A 17,390-nucleotide genomic window follows, 5' to 3' on the forward strand; every position below is an offset into this window, starting at 1 on the left:
GCGTCACGGATAGGAGACGACGAGCATGACACCAGGAATCGGCCTGACCATCGGGACGGTCAACGCCGCCGCCGCGGTCCTAGCCGGCGATGGCACGCCAACGCACACGCTGACGCGCCCAGCCGTACTGTCTGTCGACGCATCCGCGCCCCCGAGGCTGGACGTGCCATCCGATTCCGCCACGGCGGTCACCGGTTTCGCGGCCCGCATCGGCGACCCGGTCCCGATCATCGCAGGCAACGGCCTTCCGTTCTCCGGCCAGGACCTGGTCGCCGCGGCCGCCCGCGGCTTGCTCGCCGCGCTCCACGCGCATGACCCGACATCGGCGTCGGCCCCGGCCGCGCTCACCTATCCGGCAGTGACGTCGGGCCCTGCCGTCGCCGCACTGCGAGAAGCACTCGACGCCGCCGACCTCCCGGACGTAGAACTCGTCCCCGAACCCACCGCCGCGGCCGCCTGGCTCGAGGCGGAAATGGGGCCGCTCGAGGACGAGCTCGTGCTGGTCTATGACCTGGGCGGGTCGAGCCTGGACCTCTGTATGGTCACCGCGGGCCCGGGCGACCGGCGCGCGTCGATCGTCGGCAGGCCGCTCCGCTCAACCGAGTTCGGCGGCAGGCAGTTCGACGAACTGCTCGCTCGGCACGCACTGGCCACTGCCCGCGCCGAGCACGGCCGGCACGATGTCGCCCGGCCGGGCGCGATCCACACCCTCGCGGCCGCACAACGATCGGCCGAGGTCGCCAGGATCGGGCTGTCGTCCGCCACGAACACGGTCCTCGACCTACCCCGACCGGACGGCGGGGAGACAAAAATCAAGGTGAGTCGACCCGAGCTCGAGGCCCTGGTGACCGGCCCATTGATCGCCTCGCTCGATCTGGTCCGCGAATGCCTCCAGTCAGCGAGGGTCGAACCCGCTCAGCTGCGACACGTACTCCTCACCGGCGGCTGCGCCGCGATGCCCCTCTTCGCCGGGCTACTCGCCGACGAACTGCGCATCCCCGTGGTATGCGCGCCCGATCCCGCCACGACCGCCGCACGCGGCGCAGCAATCCTCGCGGCCGCACGACCCCGGACAGCAGTGCCTCCCATGGCGGCCCGGACGTCCGCCGCGGGGCGGTGGGTGCGGCGCACCGCAGTCGCGGGCATCGCCGCGGGCGCGATCCTCGCACTCCCCTTCACCCTGATAGCACCCGAGACAACACTGATTCCCGAGGCGAATACTCCTACCGTAGAGGGGATTCCGATCCCACGACCCACCGCAGGCTCGCTTCCTGGTGTGGACATCTCGACAGCGGAAACCCCGCCCGCCGCCGTGCAGCCCGAGCCGTGGGCCGCGGCACCGGCAGTCGCTGCCGCGCCGGTCACGTACCTACCCACCATCGGCACCGGGCAGCAGGAGGCAACCGTCACCAACGCCGTGTTCGAACCCGACAGCGACCGTGCGCACCAGCGGGAGATCAGCGTCGCCCAGCAACCCACTCCCGCTGCCCCGCCCGCGACGCCGGCTTCCTCCCCCTCGCCTCCCGCATCCCCCACGCCGCCGACCGAACCTGCGCCACCCACCGGTGGCACAGACAGTCCGCAGGCGACACCCGATCCCGAGCCGGCACCCGACGACCCCCAGCCACAGCCACAGCCTGAGCCACTCCCCCCAGAACCAGAGGTGACGCTGCCTACGGGCGGTCCGACCGAGCCCTATCGTTGACGCCACCTTCACGTGCCGGCCCTCAGACGTGGTCGAGCGGGTACTCAGGCCCGATCGCGAGCGACCGGTTGTCTGCGGGCAGGCACCCATATGCGTCTTACACGTCGATTCGGGAACCCATGATCACTGTCCGCTCCCCCGGCAGTCCGAAGTACTCCGCAGCGTCGGCCGTGATGTATGAGGTGGCGATGAACAGGCGCTTGCGCCAGAGTGCCATCGTCGGTGCCGGGCCCTTCTTCAGCTCGATCTTGGACAGGAAGTAGGAGGCGTCGTCGATCGTGATCGGGCCCTCGGTCACCGCGGAGTCGAGCAGGCGCAGCGCGTCCGGGATGTTCGGCGTTTGCATGTACCCGAAGTGCGCGGTCACGTGGATGAGCCCGTCCTCGGCATAGCCGAGAGCATCGACATCCGTCCGTTCCGCGTCCGGTACGCGAGGCACCGGCAGCGTATCGATCGACAAGATCACCACGTGCTGGTGCAGCACACGGTTGTGTTCGACGTTGGCCCGCATCGCCAACGGCGCCGTCTGCTTACCGCGGTTGAGGAACACCGCCGTGCCGGGGACCCGCAACAGCGGCGGCTGATGGTCGCGCAACTGTTCGACGAACGCGGGCAGAGGACCCTCCGCCTGCTCCCGCGCGCGGGTGACGATCGCGCGGCCGCGCTGCCAGGTGGTCATCACCGTGAACGCAGTGAGTCCGATCAGCAGCGGCAGCCACGCCCCGTGCACCAGCTTGGTCAGGTTGGCCGCCAGGAACAGCAGGTCGACCACCAACAAGCAGCCGGCTCCTATTGCGATCACCCAGCGCGGGGTACCCCACTTGATTCGGGCGATGTAGAAGAACAGCAGTGTCGTGATGGTGATTGTCGCGGTCACCGCCATGCCGAACGCGTACGCCAACGCCGCCGAACTGCGGAAGGCGAACACCAGCGTCAACACCGACACCATGAGCACCCAGTTGATCCATGGAACGTAGATCTGACCGATCGTCGACTCGGAGGTGTGCGCCACCCTCAACCGCGGCAGGTAGCCGAGCTGGGCCGCCTGTGACGCCACCGAGTAGGCGCCGGTGATGACCGCCTGGGAGGCGATCACCGTCGCAGCGGTGGCCAGCAGCACCATCGGCCAACGCGCCCAGCCGGGGGCCAGCAGGAAGAACGGGCTGCCAACTGCGCTCTCATCGCCGAGAAGCAACGCACCCTGACCGAAATAGCTCAGGACGCACGCCGGCAGGACGAGCAGCAGCCACCCGCGGGTGATCGCCCGCCGGCCGAAATGCCCCATGTCGGCATACAGCGCCTCTGCACCGGTAACCGCCAGAACGACTGCGGCCAGCGCGAAGAACGCAATCCCGAAATGCCCGAACATGAAGCTCAGTGCGTAGGTCGGCGACAACGCCTTCAGGATTTCCGGATGCCGGGCGATGCCCGCGATGCCACAGGCCCCGATCGACACGAACCACAAGATCATCACCGGTCCGAACAGTCGCCCGACCGCCGCCGTGCCGCGGCGCTGCACGGAGAACAAACACACGATGATCACCGCCGTGATCGGCACGATCCACTCTTCCAACCCCGGCTCGACCACCTTCAGGCCTTCCACGGCGGACAGCACCGAGATCGCCGGTGTGATCATGCTGTCGCCGAAGAACAGCGCGGCGCCGAAGATGCCGAGCCCGGCCAGCACCGCGGTGACGCGACTGCCCCGTGCGCCGCCCAGACGCCGCAGCAACGTGATCAGCGCCATGACACCGCCCTCACCGTCGTTGTCTGCGCGCATCACCAGCAGGACGTAGGTGACCGTGACGATGAGCATCACCGACCAGAAGATCAGCGACACAACGCCGTACACATTGTTCACGCTGATCGGCACCGGGTGCGGATCCTCGGGGTTGAACACGGTTTGGATGGTGTAGATCGGGCTGGTCCCGATGTCGCCGAACACGACGCCGAGCGCGCCGACCACGACCGCGGCCCGCACTGTTTCTCGACTGCCCACTGCACGGATAGCGCGACTGGCTCCAGACTCTGTGCCCACGGCGTGCTCCTCGTCTGCCAATCGAAATCCTATTTGCTCGGAAGGCGTGTCGGCCGCAGAAGCGGAGATCTTCGCCGCAAGTGTCCACAGCAGCCAAGCCCGGCACTCACGCCCAGCGCCGGCCACGAAACCGGGTTACGCAGCAGCGCGGCGCCGGTGTCGCCCCCCCAACCCGGCTCGGCGGCGGATGGGATTCGCAGATGCGGGCCGCGGCGTCACTCCCAGTTCCCATGGCGGATCGGGCTTTCGGTGATTGAATTCCGACCATGCAAATGATCGATACCGGACGAATCCAGCTCGGGGTGGATCGTCGAGGGGATGGCCCACCGGTCATCCTGGTCGGCGGGACAGGGATGCCTCCCATCGCCTGGGAGGTTGCGGGGATGACTGCTGCCCTCGCCGACGGCGGTTTCGATGTCATCGCGTACGCGTCTCGAGGCGTTGCCCCCAGCGATGCTCCGTCAGCCCATTGCACCGTCGCAGACCTGGGCGACGACCTCACTTCCCTCATCGACGCCCTGAGCTTGGATCGACCACCAGCGTTGGTCGGGTACTCCCTGGGCAGCTTCACCATCGAGCACCTGCTGTCGACAAGTCCGCATCGGTTCGCAGCCGGAGTCCTCATCGCAGGTCCTGGACCGACGACAGCGCTACTTCACTCCGTCGTGAACTGCGAAGCCGCGCTGATAGATCGCCTCGGCACACTCCCCGCCGAGGTGATGACGATGCAAACCCTCCTCACCGCGCTGCCACCGACGGCCTTGGCCACGGCAGATCCACTGGTCGACCAGTGGGCAACCATGTCCGCGTATCAGAGTGCCCAGTGGACATCGAGCGACGGCGAGGTGGCCCAAGCGCGTGCATCCCATGCCTGGCTCCGCGATGAGGAGCGCATGGATCGACTCCAACACATCGACGTGCCGGTCCTTGCAGTCGCGTTCGAGTTCGACCCGCTCCTCGGGCCAACCCAAGCGCAATCGGCAGTGGATCAGATTCCGGGCGCCGAACTCTGCGTGATCCCCGAGGCTGGGCATGGTGGCGTGATGACGCATGCTCAGCATGTCGTTCCCCGAGTTGTCGAGTTCCTCGACAAGCACCACAGCTGACCGGCATCGAAACTGTGCCACAGTCTCATTCAGCGCTTCACGCCTTGCTGACGTTCGACTTCGCCCGGCGATGCCGGCGCCGATGATCCGGCGCGAGATCTGGTGGGGTGGCCGGTCACAGTCCGGTTGTCAGGACCACGCGAAATCGCGCCTTGCCGCTGAGGGCGTGGCGGTACGCGGTCGGCGCGTCGGTCAGCGGCACCTGTTCGACCATCGGGCGAATGCCGGTGAGGGCCGCGAAGTCGAGCGTCCGCTCGACGTCACGGGCGGTGCCTGCCGGGTGCCCGTGCACGGAGCGAGACTGGAAGATCAGCTGGAAGGGACTGACCGGAATCGGTGCCGGGACGGCCCCGATGACGATCAGTTCACCGTCCGTGGCGAGGCCGTCGATCGTTGCGGCCATGGCCTCGGAGTTCGCCGCTGTGGCCTGGACGACCCGGGCTCCGCCGAGAAGGCGCAGTTCGGCGGCGACATCCTGCGCGGTGGAGTCGATGTAGTGTCGCGCGCCCAGCTGTGTGGCCAGCGGCTCCTTGTCCGCGCCGCGGGCGATCGCGACGGTGTCGAAACCCATCTTCGCCGCGAACTGGACACCGAGGTGCCCGAGACCGCCGAGGCCGAGGATCGCCACCAGGTCGCCGGGGCGGGCAGAACTCCGGCGCAGCGAGTTGTAGGTGGTGACGCCCGCGCAGGCCATCGGTCCGGCGTCGACGGCGGTGAACTCGTCGGGAATGCGCGCGATCGCGCTGGCGGGCACGACCACGGCGTCGGCGTAACCGCCCGGATAGTGCCAGCCGGGCACCTGCAGGTTCTCGCAGTGCATGAAGTCCCCATCGCGACAGTGGTCGCAGTACAGGCACGCGCCGCCGAACCAGCCGACGGCCACCCGGTCGCCAGGGCGCCAGCGGGCGACGCCATCGCCGACCGTGTCGATGCGGCCGGCGATCTCATGACCGGGGGTCACGGGGTATGTCACGCCGGGAAGGGCATTGGTGACCAATGCGTCGTCGGAGTGGCAGATGCCGCAGGCTTCGACGGTGACCCGCACCTGGCCCGGGCCGGGGTCGGGTATCTCGCGGGTGGTCAGGCTCAGTTCGCCATCGGGTTGGTCCACCTGGACTGATCGGATGCTGGGCATGAGCGTGTCTCCCCTATGACTGGCAGCCGGTGATCAGATGTGGCCCGGCAGTGGCACTCCGGTCGCGACCGTGGCGAGGGAGCGTGGACGATGCGCACGATCGAGCGGCGCACGGTGGCGATCGCACCCGCGCGGTCGCGCCGCAGGCATCCGTGTGTTCGAGCAGAACTCCCATGGTGCAGTCCTGTCGTGGCGGGCCCACCGGCAGACGGCGGCGGACCCTTCGAGGGTAGTGCTGATTCACCCTGTGTGGCGACTGCCCATGTCCTTTGGACCGCTAGCGGTTGTGGACTTTCGACGTTGCGCGGTGCGAGTGTTGATGGCGGACTCACCTCAGTGGCAGTGACACGCGACCGACATCAATCGGGAGGAGCGAGGCCGTGGACATGAAGCTCGAGATCGTGGTGTTGCCGGTGTCCGATGTGGACCGGGCCAAGGAGTTCTACGAGACGCTCGGGTGGCGGGTGGATGCCGACTTCGCTGCCAGCGCCGACTTCCGTGTGGTGCAGGTGACGCCTCCTGGGTCGGCGTGCTCGGTGATCTTCGGCGTCGGCGTCACCTCGGCCGACCCCGGCTCGGCGGACGGCCCGCATCTCGTGGTGACCGACATCGAGGCAGCCCGGGCGGAACTGGCTGATCGTGGCGTTCAGGTCAGCGAGGTCTTCCACGACGCGGGCGGGGCCTTCCACCACGCCGGGGCCACCGAACGGGTACCCGGCCCGGACCCGGACCGCGGCAGTTACCGCTCGTGGCTGTCGTTTGCCGATCCGGACGGCAACAACTGGTTCGTGCAGGAGGTCACCACCCGCGCGCCGGGCCGAGTGACACCCGGACCGGTGGCGTACACCTCTGCGCCCGACCTGGCCGGGGCGCTGCGCCGCGCGGCAGCCGCGCACGGCAAGCACGAGGAGCAGATCGGGCATTACGACGAGAACTGGCCGGACTGGTACGCGCAGTACATGGTCGACGAGGCGAACGCTCGATCCACCCGCTGAAAACACTTGCAGCGTTCAGCCCTCGTGCGTCTGCGTGTTCTCTCCACCCTCGCCGTCGCTGCGAGCCTCGATGGCCTCGATGGACTTCTTGAACTGCTTTCCCAGGACGCGGGTGCCGAAGAGTCCGAGCACGATCGCGAGCAGCCGTCCCCTGAGGTTCTTGCCATCGCGGACCACGACGGCGTCCACGTCGGTCACACCCGTCGGCTCCTGCGTGAGGGTGTAGGTGTGGCCCGAGGCACCACCCCACAAATTGGAGTCGGTGGTCGTCATCACCACACGATGGGGGTCGGTCCAGTCGTAGTGCAGGGTTTCCCAGATGCCGCTCGAACCCTCCGTGACATCCGCGTCATGGGGGCCTTCGCGATGCACCTTGAGGTAGCTGTCTGCGCTGTTGCCGAAGATCTCCTCGCGACCCGGCCCGAAGTCGGTGAGGCCGGCAAGGACCTGCTCGGGCGTCGCGGTTGTCGTCTGGTGGAGATGGATCGTGGTCATGGCACCTTCCTCGACACTTGGATGATCCACTCCGGTTCTGCGGGCCGGGTGGGTTGACACATCCAGCACACCACTCGCGCGAACATCACGGAAGAGGGCTGACCGAGGGTCAGCCCATCTCGGCGTGCCGGTAGCACCAACGCCACGCCTCGCCGGGCTCGTGCGATCGCATGACGGGGTGCCCCGTCTGCTCGAAATGCGCGGTCGCGTGCCGGTGCGGGCTCGAGTCGCAGCATCCGACGTGCCCGCAGGTGAGGCAGATCCGCAGGTGCGCCCAGTTCTGTTCGCCGAGCGCCGTGCATTCCTCGCAGAGGCCGGGGGTGCGCGGCTCGGGGTCCGGTCCGGCGGCGGCCGCGAGCTCGTCGCAGGCCTGAGCTGTGGCCGGACCCGGGGATCCGACTCGAATGCGGTCGGCTGCGCGGCGGAGAACCTTCTTCATCGCCTCCCATCCTGCATGCTGCAAGGTGCGATATCCACACCCCCGACCGCTGGACGGAGAACCGCCGTGAACGTGGCCCTGCTCGCCGTCGCGGTGGTGGCGCTGCTCACCGCCGCCGTCGCACGGCGATTCAACTGGTCGGCCCCGCTGCTACTGGTCCTCGTCGGACTGGCCGGATCGCAGATCCCCGGGGTTCCCGACACCGCACTCGATCCGGATCTCGTGCTGTTCGCGGTGCTGCCGCCGCTGCTCTACTCGGCCGCGCTCGACAGTTCCTCGCTGGCGCTGCGCCGCAACGCGCGCCCGATCGGACTGCTCGCGGTCGGCCTGCCGCTTGCCACCACCGCCGTCGTCGGGGCGGTCGCATACCTCACCATTCCCGAACTCCCCCTCGCCGCCGCGCTGGTCCTCGGCGCGGTCGTGGCGCCGCCGGATGCGGTGTCCGCCAGCGCGATCGGACGACGCCTCGGCCTGCCCCGGCGGATCATGACACTGCTCGGCGGCGAGAGCCTGCTCAACGACGCGACCGCGCTGACCGCGTACCGTGTCGCACTCGCCGCAGCGGTCGGCACCGGCGTGACCCTGATGGAGGGGGTGCGCACCTTCCTCGGTGCGGCGATCGGCGGCGCGCTGATCGGCATCGGGGTGGGGATCGTCGTCGCCGCGATCCGTTCGCGGCTCTCGGATCCGGTGATGGAAAGCGGGATCGGGCTCCTCGTCCCCTTCGTCGCGTACCTGGTGGCCGAGGAGGTGCACAGTTCCGGGGTGATCGCGGTCGTCGTCGCCGGCCTGTATCTGGGTCAGCGCGCGACCCGTGCCGGATACGCGACCCGCCTGCAGGACACCGCGGTCTGGAAGGCAGTCGACGTCGTCCTGGAATCGTTTGTCTTCCTGCTGATCGGGCTGCAGCTGCCGGGCGTCGTGCAGGGGCTCCACGGCCGCAGTGTGGCCGAAGTCGTCGGCGCCTCGGCAGCCGTGCTCGTCGCAGTGATCGCCGTCCGGCTCCTGTGGGTCTTCCCCGCGGCCTTCCTCCCGCGTTTGTTGTCCAAGCGAATCCGCGAGCGGGAGCCTGCGCCGACGCTCCGGGCGGTGTTCGTCCTCGCCTGGTCCGGCATGCGCGGTGTGGTCTCGCTCGCCGCCGCCTTCGCGATCCCGCTGACCGTCAACTCGGGCGCCCCCTTCCCCGAGCGCGAGATGATCCTGTTCATCACCTTCGTCGTCGTGGTCGGCACCCTTCTCCTGCACGGTCTGACCCTGCCCTGGCTGATCACCCGGCTCGGGGTCGGCGACGAGGAGGAACGCCGCAAGGACGCGATCGCGCTCGCAGCCGCGCAGGACAAGGCCGCGCGGGCCGCAACGGAGGTGCTCGACAGCCTGGTCGCAAACGCCGACGGGGACCCCGCTGCCGTCCGTCGGCGGGCCGCGGAGATCCTGCGCACCTGGAGCGAGCACCGCGCACACGCGGCATGGGAGCGGCTCGGTCGCAGTGAGGCCGAACTGGGCGAGAGCCCGTCCGCCGCGTTCCGCGCGCTACGCCTGCAGATGCTGGACACAGAACGAGGCGTCTTCATCACAGAGCGTGACAACGGACGAATCGACGACGAGGTACTGCGACAGGTGCTGCGCGAACTCGACCTCGAGGAGGCAACCCTGAACCGGGAGTAGCACCCCGTCGCCCGCCTCGGGCGGCAACTGGAAGGCGGCTTGGCCAACGGCAGTGCTCGACCTGCTGGTCCGTTAGGTCGACAGTAGATACATGCGAGGAATCGACTTCGACGAACCGGGGCCTCCCGGCGTGCTGACGTGGAGGGAGACAACACTCGCCGAGCCGTCGCCGTCCGACGTCATCGTCGACGTCCGCGCCGCCGGGATCAACAACGCCGACCTCCTCCAACGCGAAGGCAGATATCCGGTCCCGACCGGGGCACCCCACGTTCTCGGACTCGAGTGCGCCGGCACGATCAGCTGGGTCGGTGACCGGGTGAACGGCTGGTCGAAGGGCGACCGCGTCTGCGCGCTGCTGGGCGGCGGAGGGTACGCCGAGCAGGCCGTCGTACCGGCACGCCAACTGCTTCCCATTCCGCGCGGCCTGGACTTTCCGCAGGCGGCGGCCCTGCCCGAGGCGTCGTGCACGGTGTACGCCAACCTGACGCTCAAGGCCCACCTGCGCGCCGGGCAATGGGTACTCGTGCACGGCGGCGGCAGCGGCATCGGAACGATGGCCGTCCAATGGGCCAAGGTGTCCGGCGCCCGCGTGATAACCACCGTCGGAACCCACGCCAAGCTCGACCGAGTCATGCGTCTCGGCGCCGACGTCGCCGTCGACTACCGAACCGACGATTTCGTGACGCGGGCCCTCGACGCCACCGGCGGGCGCGGTGTCGATGCGATCCTCGACATCGCCGGCGCGCCGTTTCTGCGCGAGAACGTCGAATGTCTCGGACCTGACGGACATCTCGTCATCATCGGCGGCACCCTCGCACCCACCGAACTCGACCTCGGGCTGCTGTTCAGCAAGCGTGCCAGCGTCGCGGCAACCTCATTGCGGTCCCGACCGCCCGACCAAAAGGCCGCCATCGTCGCCCGGGTCCGCGAGTACATGTGGCCGCTGATCGAGCAGGGCGTGATCGCCCCCGTGATCGACACCGTCCTCCCCATGCCGCTGGCCGCCGAGGCGCACGAATTCCTTCACAGCGGACGAGCCTTCGGCAAGGTCGTCCTCGTCACCCCGTGATCGATCCGCGCCAGATCAGGAGATCGAGAACAGCGGCCCGGTGATGGTCAACCCGAGATCATCGGTGTGGGCGAAGAAGGCGAACAGCATCAGCGCCGCACCGGCCAACGCGATGTCCTTGTTGAACTGGACCATCTCCATCTGTCGGGCCTGGGGGTCGGATTCGGTCCAGAAGTTGTGCATGAGCGCCGCGGTCGGGACGAGGAAGGCCACCAGCAGGAGGGAGCCGAGATCGGCCCAGACGCCGAGGAGCACGCTCAGCGCGCCCACGACCAGGAGCACACCCGAGAGCAGGACGGAGAGCTGCGCCATGGGCACGCCCTTGCTCGCGGCGTATTGCGCCATGGCCTTGGACTGGGTCAGGTGTCCAACAGCGGATGCGAGGAACAACGCGGAGAAGAGAATTCGACCGATGAGAACGACGATGTCCATTGCCTACCTCCAAGTGGTGATTGCTGGGCATCACCTCGGTGCCGTGGAACTCGATGCTGTCCAGTATCTCGCCTTGCGACGCCGAACACGAGGTCGAACTGGTCGGCGAACCGTCACTCACCGGTGTCGAAGATTGGCGCTATGAGGACGCCATCGACGTCGCCCAGCGGTAGTCCGCCTTACCGGCGGGGGTTCGCTTGACCTCCTCGACCAGCACGATCGAACGTGGGATCTTGTAGCCGGCCAACGTCTTGCGGCAGTGTTCCTGGACCTCGGCGAGGGTCAGCTCGGGTGAGTCGGGGTATGTCGCGATCACCGCGGCGACCTGCTGGCCCATGCGCTGGTCGGGTGCGGGGACGACGAGCGCGTCGACGATCGACGGGTGCGCGTGGAGGGCGGCCTCGACCTCCTCGGCGAAGACCTTCTCGCCGCCGGTGTTGATGCACTGCGAGCCGCGGCCCAGGAAGACGATGGTGCCGTCCGCTTCCACCCTGCCCATGTCGCCGAGCACCGACAGACGGGTGCCGTCGCCGCGCATCGGGAACGTCCGGGCGGTCTTCTCCTCGTCCTTGTAGTAGCCGAGGGGGACGTTGCCGATACGCGCGATGTAACCGATCTCCTCCGAGCCCGGCTCGATCTCGTTCAGCCTCTCGTCGACCAGGACCATGTTGGGCGAGGGAGGCATGCGCAGATTGCCTGCCTCGTCGATGGTGAAGGCGCCGTCGTTACCGGACTCCGAGGCGCCGAAGTTGTCGCGCAGCAGCAGGTCCGGCTTGACCGCCAGCATGCGATCCCGAACGCTTGTGGACCAGATCGCGCCGCCCGAGGTGATCGAGTAGAGGGAACTGAGATCGACCTCGCCCTTTCGTCGTTCCATCTCGTCGACCAACGGCAGGCCCATGCCGTCGCCGACGATCAGGATCACCTGCACCGAGTCCTTCTCGATCGCTTCGACGACCTGCTTCGGGTCGAAATCACGCCTCAGGACCACACGGGCGCCAAGGGTGAAGAAGGTGAACAGCGAGTACAACGCGGCACCGTGCATCAGGGGCGCCGCGATCAGGAAGGAGAGCTCGGGGAACTCCTTTGCCGCAGCGGCGACTTCGGCGAGATCCCGTCTCGTCTTTTCGCCGTACGGGTTTCCGCCGGAGAGCGGCTTGCGGAAGAAGTCGTCGTGCCGCCACATGACGCCCTTCGGGTATCCGGTGGTTCCACCCGTGTAGAGCACGTATAGGTCGTCCCCCGTGCGCGGGGCGAACTCCGCGACGGGTGGCAGGTCATGAGCCCCGGAGAACGCGATCACGGACACCGCGCGTGCTTCGGCGGCGGCGCGCAGCTCGTCGACGGTCTCCCCCACCACGAGCACCGTTCGAACCATCGGGCAGCTGTCCAGGAGCGACGCAAGGAGCCGCTGGTGCTCAGGAAGTTCGACGACCACCGCGACAGAGTCGGAGTTGGTGAAGATGTACTCGAGTTCGGCGGGGGTGTATCGGTAGTTGACATTGATCGGCACCGCGCGGATCTTGATCAGCCCCAGGATGCTGGTGACGTGCTCGATGCTGTTCTTCAGGAACAGCGCCACGTGCTCGCCTGGAGTGATGCCTGCCTGCGCGAGCAGGCCCGCGGTCCTGTTGGCCTCGGCGTCCAACTGGGCGTAGGTGAGGTTCTCGTCCTCGTAGGTCAGCGCGATGCGATCGGGTACCGCGGAGGCGACCGTCTCGAAAATGTCCGCGAGGTTGAACTGCATCGTCATTCCTTCCTGGCCGGGCCGCGAGGTCGAGGCCGATGACCTGAACCTAGAACACGTTCCAGCAGGGCGGGCCAAAACGGACCAAAGCACCGTTGGCACACCTCAGCTCGACACCTCGCGGAGGCCAACCACCACCCACCGGCTCCAGGCAATGGGCCCGCCGGACCCACATCCGTGCCGTATCTCGTTGCCCTGCGGTTCCGAACGAACAGTGACGCCGAATCGTCGAGACTCGAGCTGGATCTGCACCAGCCGACCACCGGAGCCCGGATCGTCGCTTTCGACGACCCGGCGAAGCGCGTCGATTCGCATGATCCCGGTGAGCTCGCGAACGGCATGTTCAGCGACCTGCGCCGGCTGGGAAAGCGTGGACCGTCCGCGGAAGTGCGGCAGGGCAATCGAGCCGTCGAGAAACGCGGCGACCGCCTCACGAGCCGAGTCACCGCCGAGCCGACTGAAGTACAGACCGTGTGGAAATGCGACCACGTTTGCCGCGAACCGGTCACCTCCGACGTGGGTGCACTCCCACAGGTCGGCATCCGTGGCGGACAACGCCGCGAGTACCGGTCGCCCCAGCTCGGCGCAACACGCGTCCTTCTTCCCGTGGGTACAGACCGCGACGAGCGGAACTCTCCGCTCGACTCCGAAGTCCGGTTCTACCCCTGCCGCGATCGACCCGAAGTCGAGCCCGTCCAGTTCGCGATAGTCCCGAACTCGCTTCTCACGCATCCAGTGCCTGGTGCCGTTTGACCAGCTGATCACGCAAAGCGGGTCGGGTACACGCCGGGCCCGGGGCCGCCGGATCAACAGCACCCGCAATCTCCCCGCCACCGCGTCCAGCCGCTGCGACACGAACGCGGGCAACACGCTTTCCGGCGCCGACGCAGGCCACGGTCCGGGATGCTCGATCAGAATCCAGGAAGCGCTCACGCCGGCCCGGCCGACCATCTCCTCGCCGACGCGGGACGACTGCATCGTGCAGGCGTCACTGCGCCGACTCGTCTGGGAATTCTCCACAACCGACGATCGATCACACGACCACGCGTCCGCACCAAACTCCATGATCATAGGTTAGGCTAAGCACATTTCCAGTCGAGATCGGCATGTGCGGGAAGCTCACGAACCGTGACATCCGCCTGATGCCGGCGGACTTCCTTACGAGGTGGGAGTTTCCTTGAACTGCAAGCGATCACGCCGCGGCGCGTCCGCGCTCGGCCTTGCGTTGGCAGCCGTCACGGCATTGGCGGCGACGGCATGCTCGGCGGGTGCGGACGGGGACGCGGCAGCGAACGCCTCCGAGAAGAGCACCCGGGTCGTCGAGCATGCCCGCGGCATCAGCGAGGTACCGCTCTCCCCGCAGCGCGTTGTCGTCCTCGAGCCGGTCCATCTCGACACCTCGGTTGCGCTGGGGACGATCCCCGTGGGGACAACCGTGCTGAGCGAGGCGGCGGGCGTGCCGCCGTACCTCGGCGCGGAGGCCGCCGCGGTGGACACCGTCGGGACCGTCCCGACGCCGAACGTGGAGAAGATCGCGGCGCTTCGCCCCGACCTGATCATCGGAACCGAGACCAGACACTCGGAGCTCTACGAACAATTCGCCGCCATCGCCCCGACCGTCTACATGGCCTCGCAGGCGGACCCGTGGCAGGACAACGTGCGACTGGTCGCCGCGGCACTGAACAAGGCCGATGAAGCCGATGTCCTGCTCGACGACTACCGCGAGCGCTGCCAGGAGATCTCCGCCGAGTTCGGTACCAAAGGGAAAACCGCGCAACTCATCCGTCCGCGCGACGACAACCTGACGCTCTACGGTCCCACCTCGTTCGCCGGCAGCACCCTCGAGTGCGCGGGATTCACCACGCCGCCGCGTGACTGGGAGGATTCGATCTCGATCGACCTGTCACCGGAGCGCGTCGCGGAAGCTCGGGCGGACCTGGTGCTCGCCACCACCACGAACCCCTCCGACCGCACAACCGTCCCGACCGTGCTTCTCGACGCCTTCCCCGGCCTGCGCCTGGTCGACATGTCCTATTGGATCACCGGGGTGGGACCCCTCGGCGGCATGACCGTGCTGGACGACATCGAACGCATCCTCAGCGACGCTCCGCCTGCATGATGTTCGCGCGACTGAGAACCACCGGGACCCACAGCGCGGTGAGGACAGCCATCCCGGCCCACGTGAGGATCAGCCCGTATTCGACTCCGGTTGGGCGGATTCCGGGCGGCAGGCTCTGTTGCGACCAGTAGCCGAGCAGTCCGATCACCGTCCCCACCCCCGTTCCCATCACCGCTATCTGGGCGACCGCCCACCGTCGCGACCAGGTGCCCAGCATGGAGGCGACGATCCCGAAGATCACGACGAACACTATGAACAGCCGCAGTGGTGCAGGCGTCGCCGCGTTGTCCGGGTTCGGCCCTCCCACGAGTACGGCCCACGCAGGCAGCGACCCCGCGTGCGGTAGCGCGAGGCCGACCGTCAGAACGAGAACCACCGCGGTGATCGCCGGACGGCGCCACCCGGCGACGAACTCCCGGGTGACTCGATTCTCGATCTCGAGGAAATCGGCGCGGTAGTGGGACAGATCGTCGCTCACCGCATGCCCCTCGTCGCAACGAGATTCTCGGTCAAGGCATCCTCCTCGGATCGAAGCCGGGTGGGGGCGGGTCACCACCGGTGGTAACCCGCCCCCACTCATCGGATCAGCCGATGCTGAACGGCTGGCCCCACAGGGTGACGGTGCTGCTGACGTTCTTGGTGTTGGCGGTGACCTTCACGTAGGAGCGGGCCTGCGCGTAGCCGGCGCAGCCCTCGACGCCGATGGTGGAGTCGGCCCACGTGACGCTGCCGCTCTTGCCCTTGAAGCTGTTGGCGCCGGAGTGCGACTCGCCGCCGAAGTCGTCGGCCTTCTCGAGGTCGAGGAGCTTGACGTTCTTGGCCTGGCCGGGAGCGATGGACAGGTTGCCCGCGCCCTTCGCGGTCTGCTTGACACTCTCGCCCTCCCAGTTGGAGGACATCCCGGTGTCGGCGCCACCCTTGCCGCCGAGGGTCAGCTGGCAGGCCACCACGTAGCCGGGCTCGATCTTGCCACCGTCGGCGTTGGCGCCGGACAGCTCGACCTTCGCCGAACCCGAGACCCACACATTGCGGTGCAGCGGCGTCGCACCCATCGACGGGGAGATGTTGGCGGACTCACCGGTCATGGACACGGTGACGACGGTGCCGTCGACCAGGGTCTTGCTGATCGTGCCGCCTGGCAGCGGCACGAACGTGTCGGCGTTCGCCGCACCCGCGGACAGGAAGCCGAGGGCGATCGCGCCTGCGGCACCGACGGCGGAGATCTGCAGCCCGCGACGCAGGCCGTTCTTACGGGAGTTCATGAATTCCCCTCTGAGGGTTCAGGTGTGAAAAATCTGGTGTGGACTGTGCGCCGAAGGCGCCCCTGTCATCCGATGCTGAACGGCTGGCCGTACAGGGTGGTCTTCGAGTAGTCGTTGCCGACGATCTCGACCACCGTGTAGGAACGGGCCTGGGCGAACCCGCCGCAGTTCTGGATCTCGAGCTGGGTGTCCTGGTACTGGACCGAGTACTTGCCGTTCTTCTTGATGTCCTTGCCGGAGACGCCGACGAACTTGACCTGGCCTGCGGAGACCGGGACGGTCAGCGAACCTGAGATCGAGGGGCCGGAGAGGTCGATGCCCGCGCCGATGGAGCCGCCGAGGCCGGTGATGTCGACCTGGCAGCCGACGATGTAGCCGGTGCTGATCCGCGAGACGCCGTGCGTGGAGGAGTTGTTGGTGCCCTTGTCGTTGGTCGCGCCGTTCCACGGGCCGGCCTCGGTCTCCTTGGTGATGCCCTTGACATCGGCGGTGACCGTGCCCGAGACCCAGGCGGTGCGGCCGGCGCCGTTGGCGGCCAGCGACGGGGAGATCAGGGCGCTCTCGCCGGTGCGGGAGACGACCGCTCCCGGTCCAGCCTTCTGCCCGTCGGGCAGCGGCACGAGGGTGTCGGCGTTCGCCGCACCGGTCGACATCAGGCCGATCGCCACCGCCGCAGCGGCGCCTGCGCCTGCGATGCGGGCGCCACGGCGCAGACCAGAGTTGTTGAAATTCATATCGTCCTTCTCATCATTGGGGCGAAAAACAGGCAGAGACGCGCAGAAATCAGCCCGCCCGGGACCGCAGCCCGGAGGATCCTGCGGGAACGCTCCGTCCGCGCGGGCTCTGTGAGCACCACGCTGCCGGCGGAACGGTGAAGTGCGCGCGCGAACATCACCCCAGCTCGGACTGGCGCCCTGGCCGGGATGTCTGTTGGCGTCGACTAGGCGGACTGCGGCGGGCCGCGGGTGCCGGTGCCCGAGCCGACCAGCAGCCAGCGGGCAGGCATCGGCCCGTCCGACGGGACACAGACAGCGACAGGAGCCGGAACCGGCACCTCGACGAACGATGCCGGGATCCTCCGCGTCAGCGCCGAAAGCGCTGCGACACATCCGCGTTCACCGGCCCGGATCAGCAGTGCCGAAACCGCGACGGCGAGGGCGTGCGCGGCGACCATCGCGGGACC

General features: G+C 67.9%; 16 protein-coding genes and 1 pseudogene. 6 read left to right on the top strand and 11 right to left on the bottom strand.

What is annotated here, in order from left to right:
* The first annotated feature begins 25 nt into the window (after positions 1–25).
* Positions 26–1,705, top strand: a complete 1,680-nt coding sequence (locus RM1_RS25140) for an Hsp70 family protein (protein WP_083576950.1) — start codon at positions 26–28, stop codon at positions 1,703–1,705.
* A gap of 97 nt (positions 1,706–1,802) precedes the next feature.
* Here RM1_RS25140 and RM1_RS25145 read toward each other — a convergent pair whose 3' ends face one another.
* Entirely contained in the window at positions 1,803–3,704 is a 1,902-nt protein-coding gene (locus RM1_RS25145) for a potassium transporter Kup (protein WP_174563002.1), read from the bottom strand.
* 311 nt (positions 3,705–4,015) lie between these two features.
* Between RM1_RS25145 and RM1_RS25150 the strand changes: the two genes are divergently transcribed.
* Complete coding sequence (locus RM1_RS25150) at positions 4,016–4,849, top strand: alpha/beta fold hydrolase (RefSeq protein WP_281252216.1); 834 nt, start codon at positions 4,016–4,018, stop codon at positions 4,847–4,849.
* A 115-nt stretch (positions 4,850–4,964) separates the two neighbouring features.
* Here the strand turns inward: RM1_RS25150 and RM1_RS25155 are convergent, their stop codons facing one another.
* Positions 4,965–5,960 (bottom strand): alcohol dehydrogenase, encoded by a 996-nt coding sequence (locus RM1_RS25155; RefSeq protein WP_343286944.1) that lies wholly within the window; start codon positions 5,958–5,960, stop codon positions 4,965–4,967.
* Between the two features lie 410 nt (positions 5,961–6,370).
* On the opposite strand from RM1_RS25155, the gene RM1_RS25160 reads away from it, so the two are divergent.
* A complete protein-coding gene (locus tag RM1_RS25160) occupies positions 6,371–6,979 on the top strand; it encodes a VOC family protein (protein ID WP_218019747.1) in 609 nt (202 codons plus the stop codon).
* A gap of 15 nt (positions 6,980–6,994) precedes the next feature.
* Here the strand turns inward: RM1_RS25160 and RM1_RS25165 are convergent, their stop codons facing one another.
* Both RM1_RS25165 and RM1_RS25170 read right to left on the bottom strand, forming a co-directional pair.
* Complete coding sequence (locus tag RM1_RS25165) at positions 6,995–7,474, bottom strand: SRPBCC family protein (protein ID WP_072754335.1); 480 nt, start codon at positions 7,472–7,474, stop codon at positions 6,995–6,997.
* Positions 7,475–7,583: 109 nt separating this feature from the next.
* On the bottom strand, positions 7,584–7,913 hold the full coding sequence (locus RM1_RS25170; RefSeq protein WP_027502053.1) for a UBP-type zinc finger domain-containing protein: 330 nt from the start codon (positions 7,911–7,913) through the stop codon (positions 7,584–7,586).
* 66 nt (positions 7,914–7,979) lie between these two features.
* Between RM1_RS25170 and RM1_RS25175 the strand changes: the two genes are divergently transcribed.
* Complete coding sequence (locus RM1_RS25175) at positions 7,980–9,578, top strand: Na+/H+ antiporter (RefSeq protein ID WP_072754336.1); 1,599 nt, start codon at positions 7,980–7,982, stop codon at positions 9,576–9,578.
* A 91-nt stretch (positions 9,579–9,669) separates the two neighbouring features.
* Positions 9,670–10,647 (top strand): NAD(P)H-quinone oxidoreductase, encoded by a 978-nt coding sequence (locus RM1_RS25180; protein WP_072754337.1) that lies wholly within the window; start codon positions 9,670–9,672, stop codon positions 10,645–10,647.
* 15 nt (positions 10,648–10,662) lie between these two features.
* Here RM1_RS25180 and RM1_RS25185 read toward each other — a convergent pair whose 3' ends face one another.
* The 3 genes from RM1_RS25185 to RM1_RS25195 form a co-directional block, all read right to left on the bottom strand.
* A complete protein-coding gene (locus RM1_RS25185) occupies positions 10,663–11,079 on the bottom strand; it encodes a DoxX family protein (RefSeq protein WP_072754338.1) in 417 nt (138 codons plus the stop codon).
* A gap of 139 nt (positions 11,080–11,218) precedes the next feature.
* The gene (locus RM1_RS25190; RefSeq protein WP_072754344.1) at positions 11,219–12,826 is read right to left on the bottom strand and encodes an AMP-binding protein; all 1,608 of its coding nucleotides are present in this window, start codon (positions 12,824–12,826) and stop codon (positions 11,219–11,221) included.
* Positions 12,827–12,931: 105 nt separating this feature from the next.
* A complete protein-coding gene (locus tag RM1_RS25195; RefSeq protein WP_245816615.1) occupies positions 12,932–13,804 on the bottom strand; it encodes a ferredoxin family protein in 873 nt (290 codons plus the stop codon).
* A gap of 187 nt (positions 13,805–13,991) precedes the next feature.
* Between RM1_RS25195 and RM1_RS25200 the strand changes: the two genes are divergently transcribed.
* Positions 13,992–14,945, top strand: a complete 954-nt coding sequence (locus RM1_RS25200; RefSeq protein ID WP_245816616.1) for an ABC transporter substrate-binding protein — start codon at positions 13,992–13,994, stop codon at positions 14,943–14,945.
* Here RM1_RS25200 and RM1_RS25205 read toward each other — a convergent pair.
* From RM1_RS25205 to RM1_RS26515, 4 genes and pseudogenes are all read right to left on the bottom strand, one after another.
* Positions 14,923–15,423, bottom strand: a complete 501-nt coding sequence (locus RM1_RS25205; protein WP_072754340.1) for an Rv2732c family membrane protein — start codon at positions 15,421–15,423, stop codon at positions 14,923–14,925. The genes RM1_RS25200 and RM1_RS25205 overlap by 23 nt on opposite strands.
* Positions 15,424–15,529: 106 nt before the next feature.
* The gene (locus RM1_RS25210; protein WP_072754341.1) at positions 15,530–16,207 is read right to left on the bottom strand and encodes an MspA family porin; all 678 of its coding nucleotides are present in this window, start codon (positions 16,205–16,207) and stop codon (positions 15,530–15,532) included.
* Positions 16,208–16,272: 65 nt separating this feature from the next.
* The gene (locus RM1_RS25215) at positions 16,273–16,941 is read right to left on the bottom strand and encodes an MspA family porin (RefSeq protein WP_072754342.1); all 669 of its coding nucleotides are present in this window, start codon (positions 16,939–16,941) and stop codon (positions 16,273–16,275) included.
* Positions 16,942–17,147: 206 nt separating this feature from the next.
* Positions 17,148–17,390: pseudogene (locus RM1_RS26515) on the bottom strand (hypothetical protein); the annotation flags it as partial.

The organism is Rhodococcus maanshanensis NBRC 100610, from assembly GCF_001894865.1.
In the GTDB taxonomy this organism is placed as follows: domain Bacteria; phylum Actinomycetota; class Actinomycetes; order Mycobacteriales; family Mycobacteriaceae; genus Rhodococcus_G; species Rhodococcus_G maanshanensis.

Coding starts and splice junctions, on each gene's coding strand:
- RM1_RS25140 (WP_083576950.1), top strand. CDS start 26: ATGACACCAGGAATCGGCCTGACCATCGGGACGGTCAACGCCGCCGCC.
- RM1_RS25150 (WP_281252216.1), top strand. CDS start 4,016: ATGATCGATACCGGACGAATCCAGCTCGGGGTGGATCGTCGAGGGGAT.
- RM1_RS25160 (WP_218019747.1), top strand. CDS start 6,371: ATGAAGCTCGAGATCGTGGTGTTGCCGGTGTCCGATGTGGACCGGGCC.
- RM1_RS25165 (WP_072754335.1), bottom strand. CDS start 7,474: ATGACCACGATCCATCTCCACCAGACGACAACCGCGACGCCCGAGCAG.
- RM1_RS25170 (WP_027502053.1), bottom strand. CDS start 7,913: ATGAAGAAGGTTCTCCGCCGCGCAGCCGACCGCATTCGAGTCGGATCC.
- RM1_RS25180 (WP_072754337.1), top strand. CDS start 9,670: ATGCGAGGAATCGACTTCGACGAACCGGGGCCTCCCGGCGTGCTGACG.
- RM1_RS25185 (WP_072754338.1), bottom strand. CDS start 11,079: ATGGACATCGTCGTTCTCATCGGTCGAATTCTCTTCTCCGCGTTGTTC.
- RM1_RS25190 (WP_072754344.1), bottom strand. CDS start 12,826: ATGCAGTTCAACCTCGCGGACATTTTCGAGACGGTCGCCTCCGCGGTA.
- RM1_RS25195 (WP_245816615.1), bottom strand. CDS start 13,804: ATGCAGTCGTCCCGCGTCGGCGAGGAGATGGTCGGCCGGGCCGGCGTG.
- RM1_RS25210 (WP_072754341.1), bottom strand. CDS start 16,207: ATGAACTCCCGTAAGAACGGCCTGCGTCGCGGGCTGCAGATCTCCGCC.
- RM1_RS25215 (WP_072754342.1), bottom strand. CDS start 16,941: ATGAATTTCAACAACTCTGGTCTGCGCCGTGGCGCCCGCATCGCAGGC.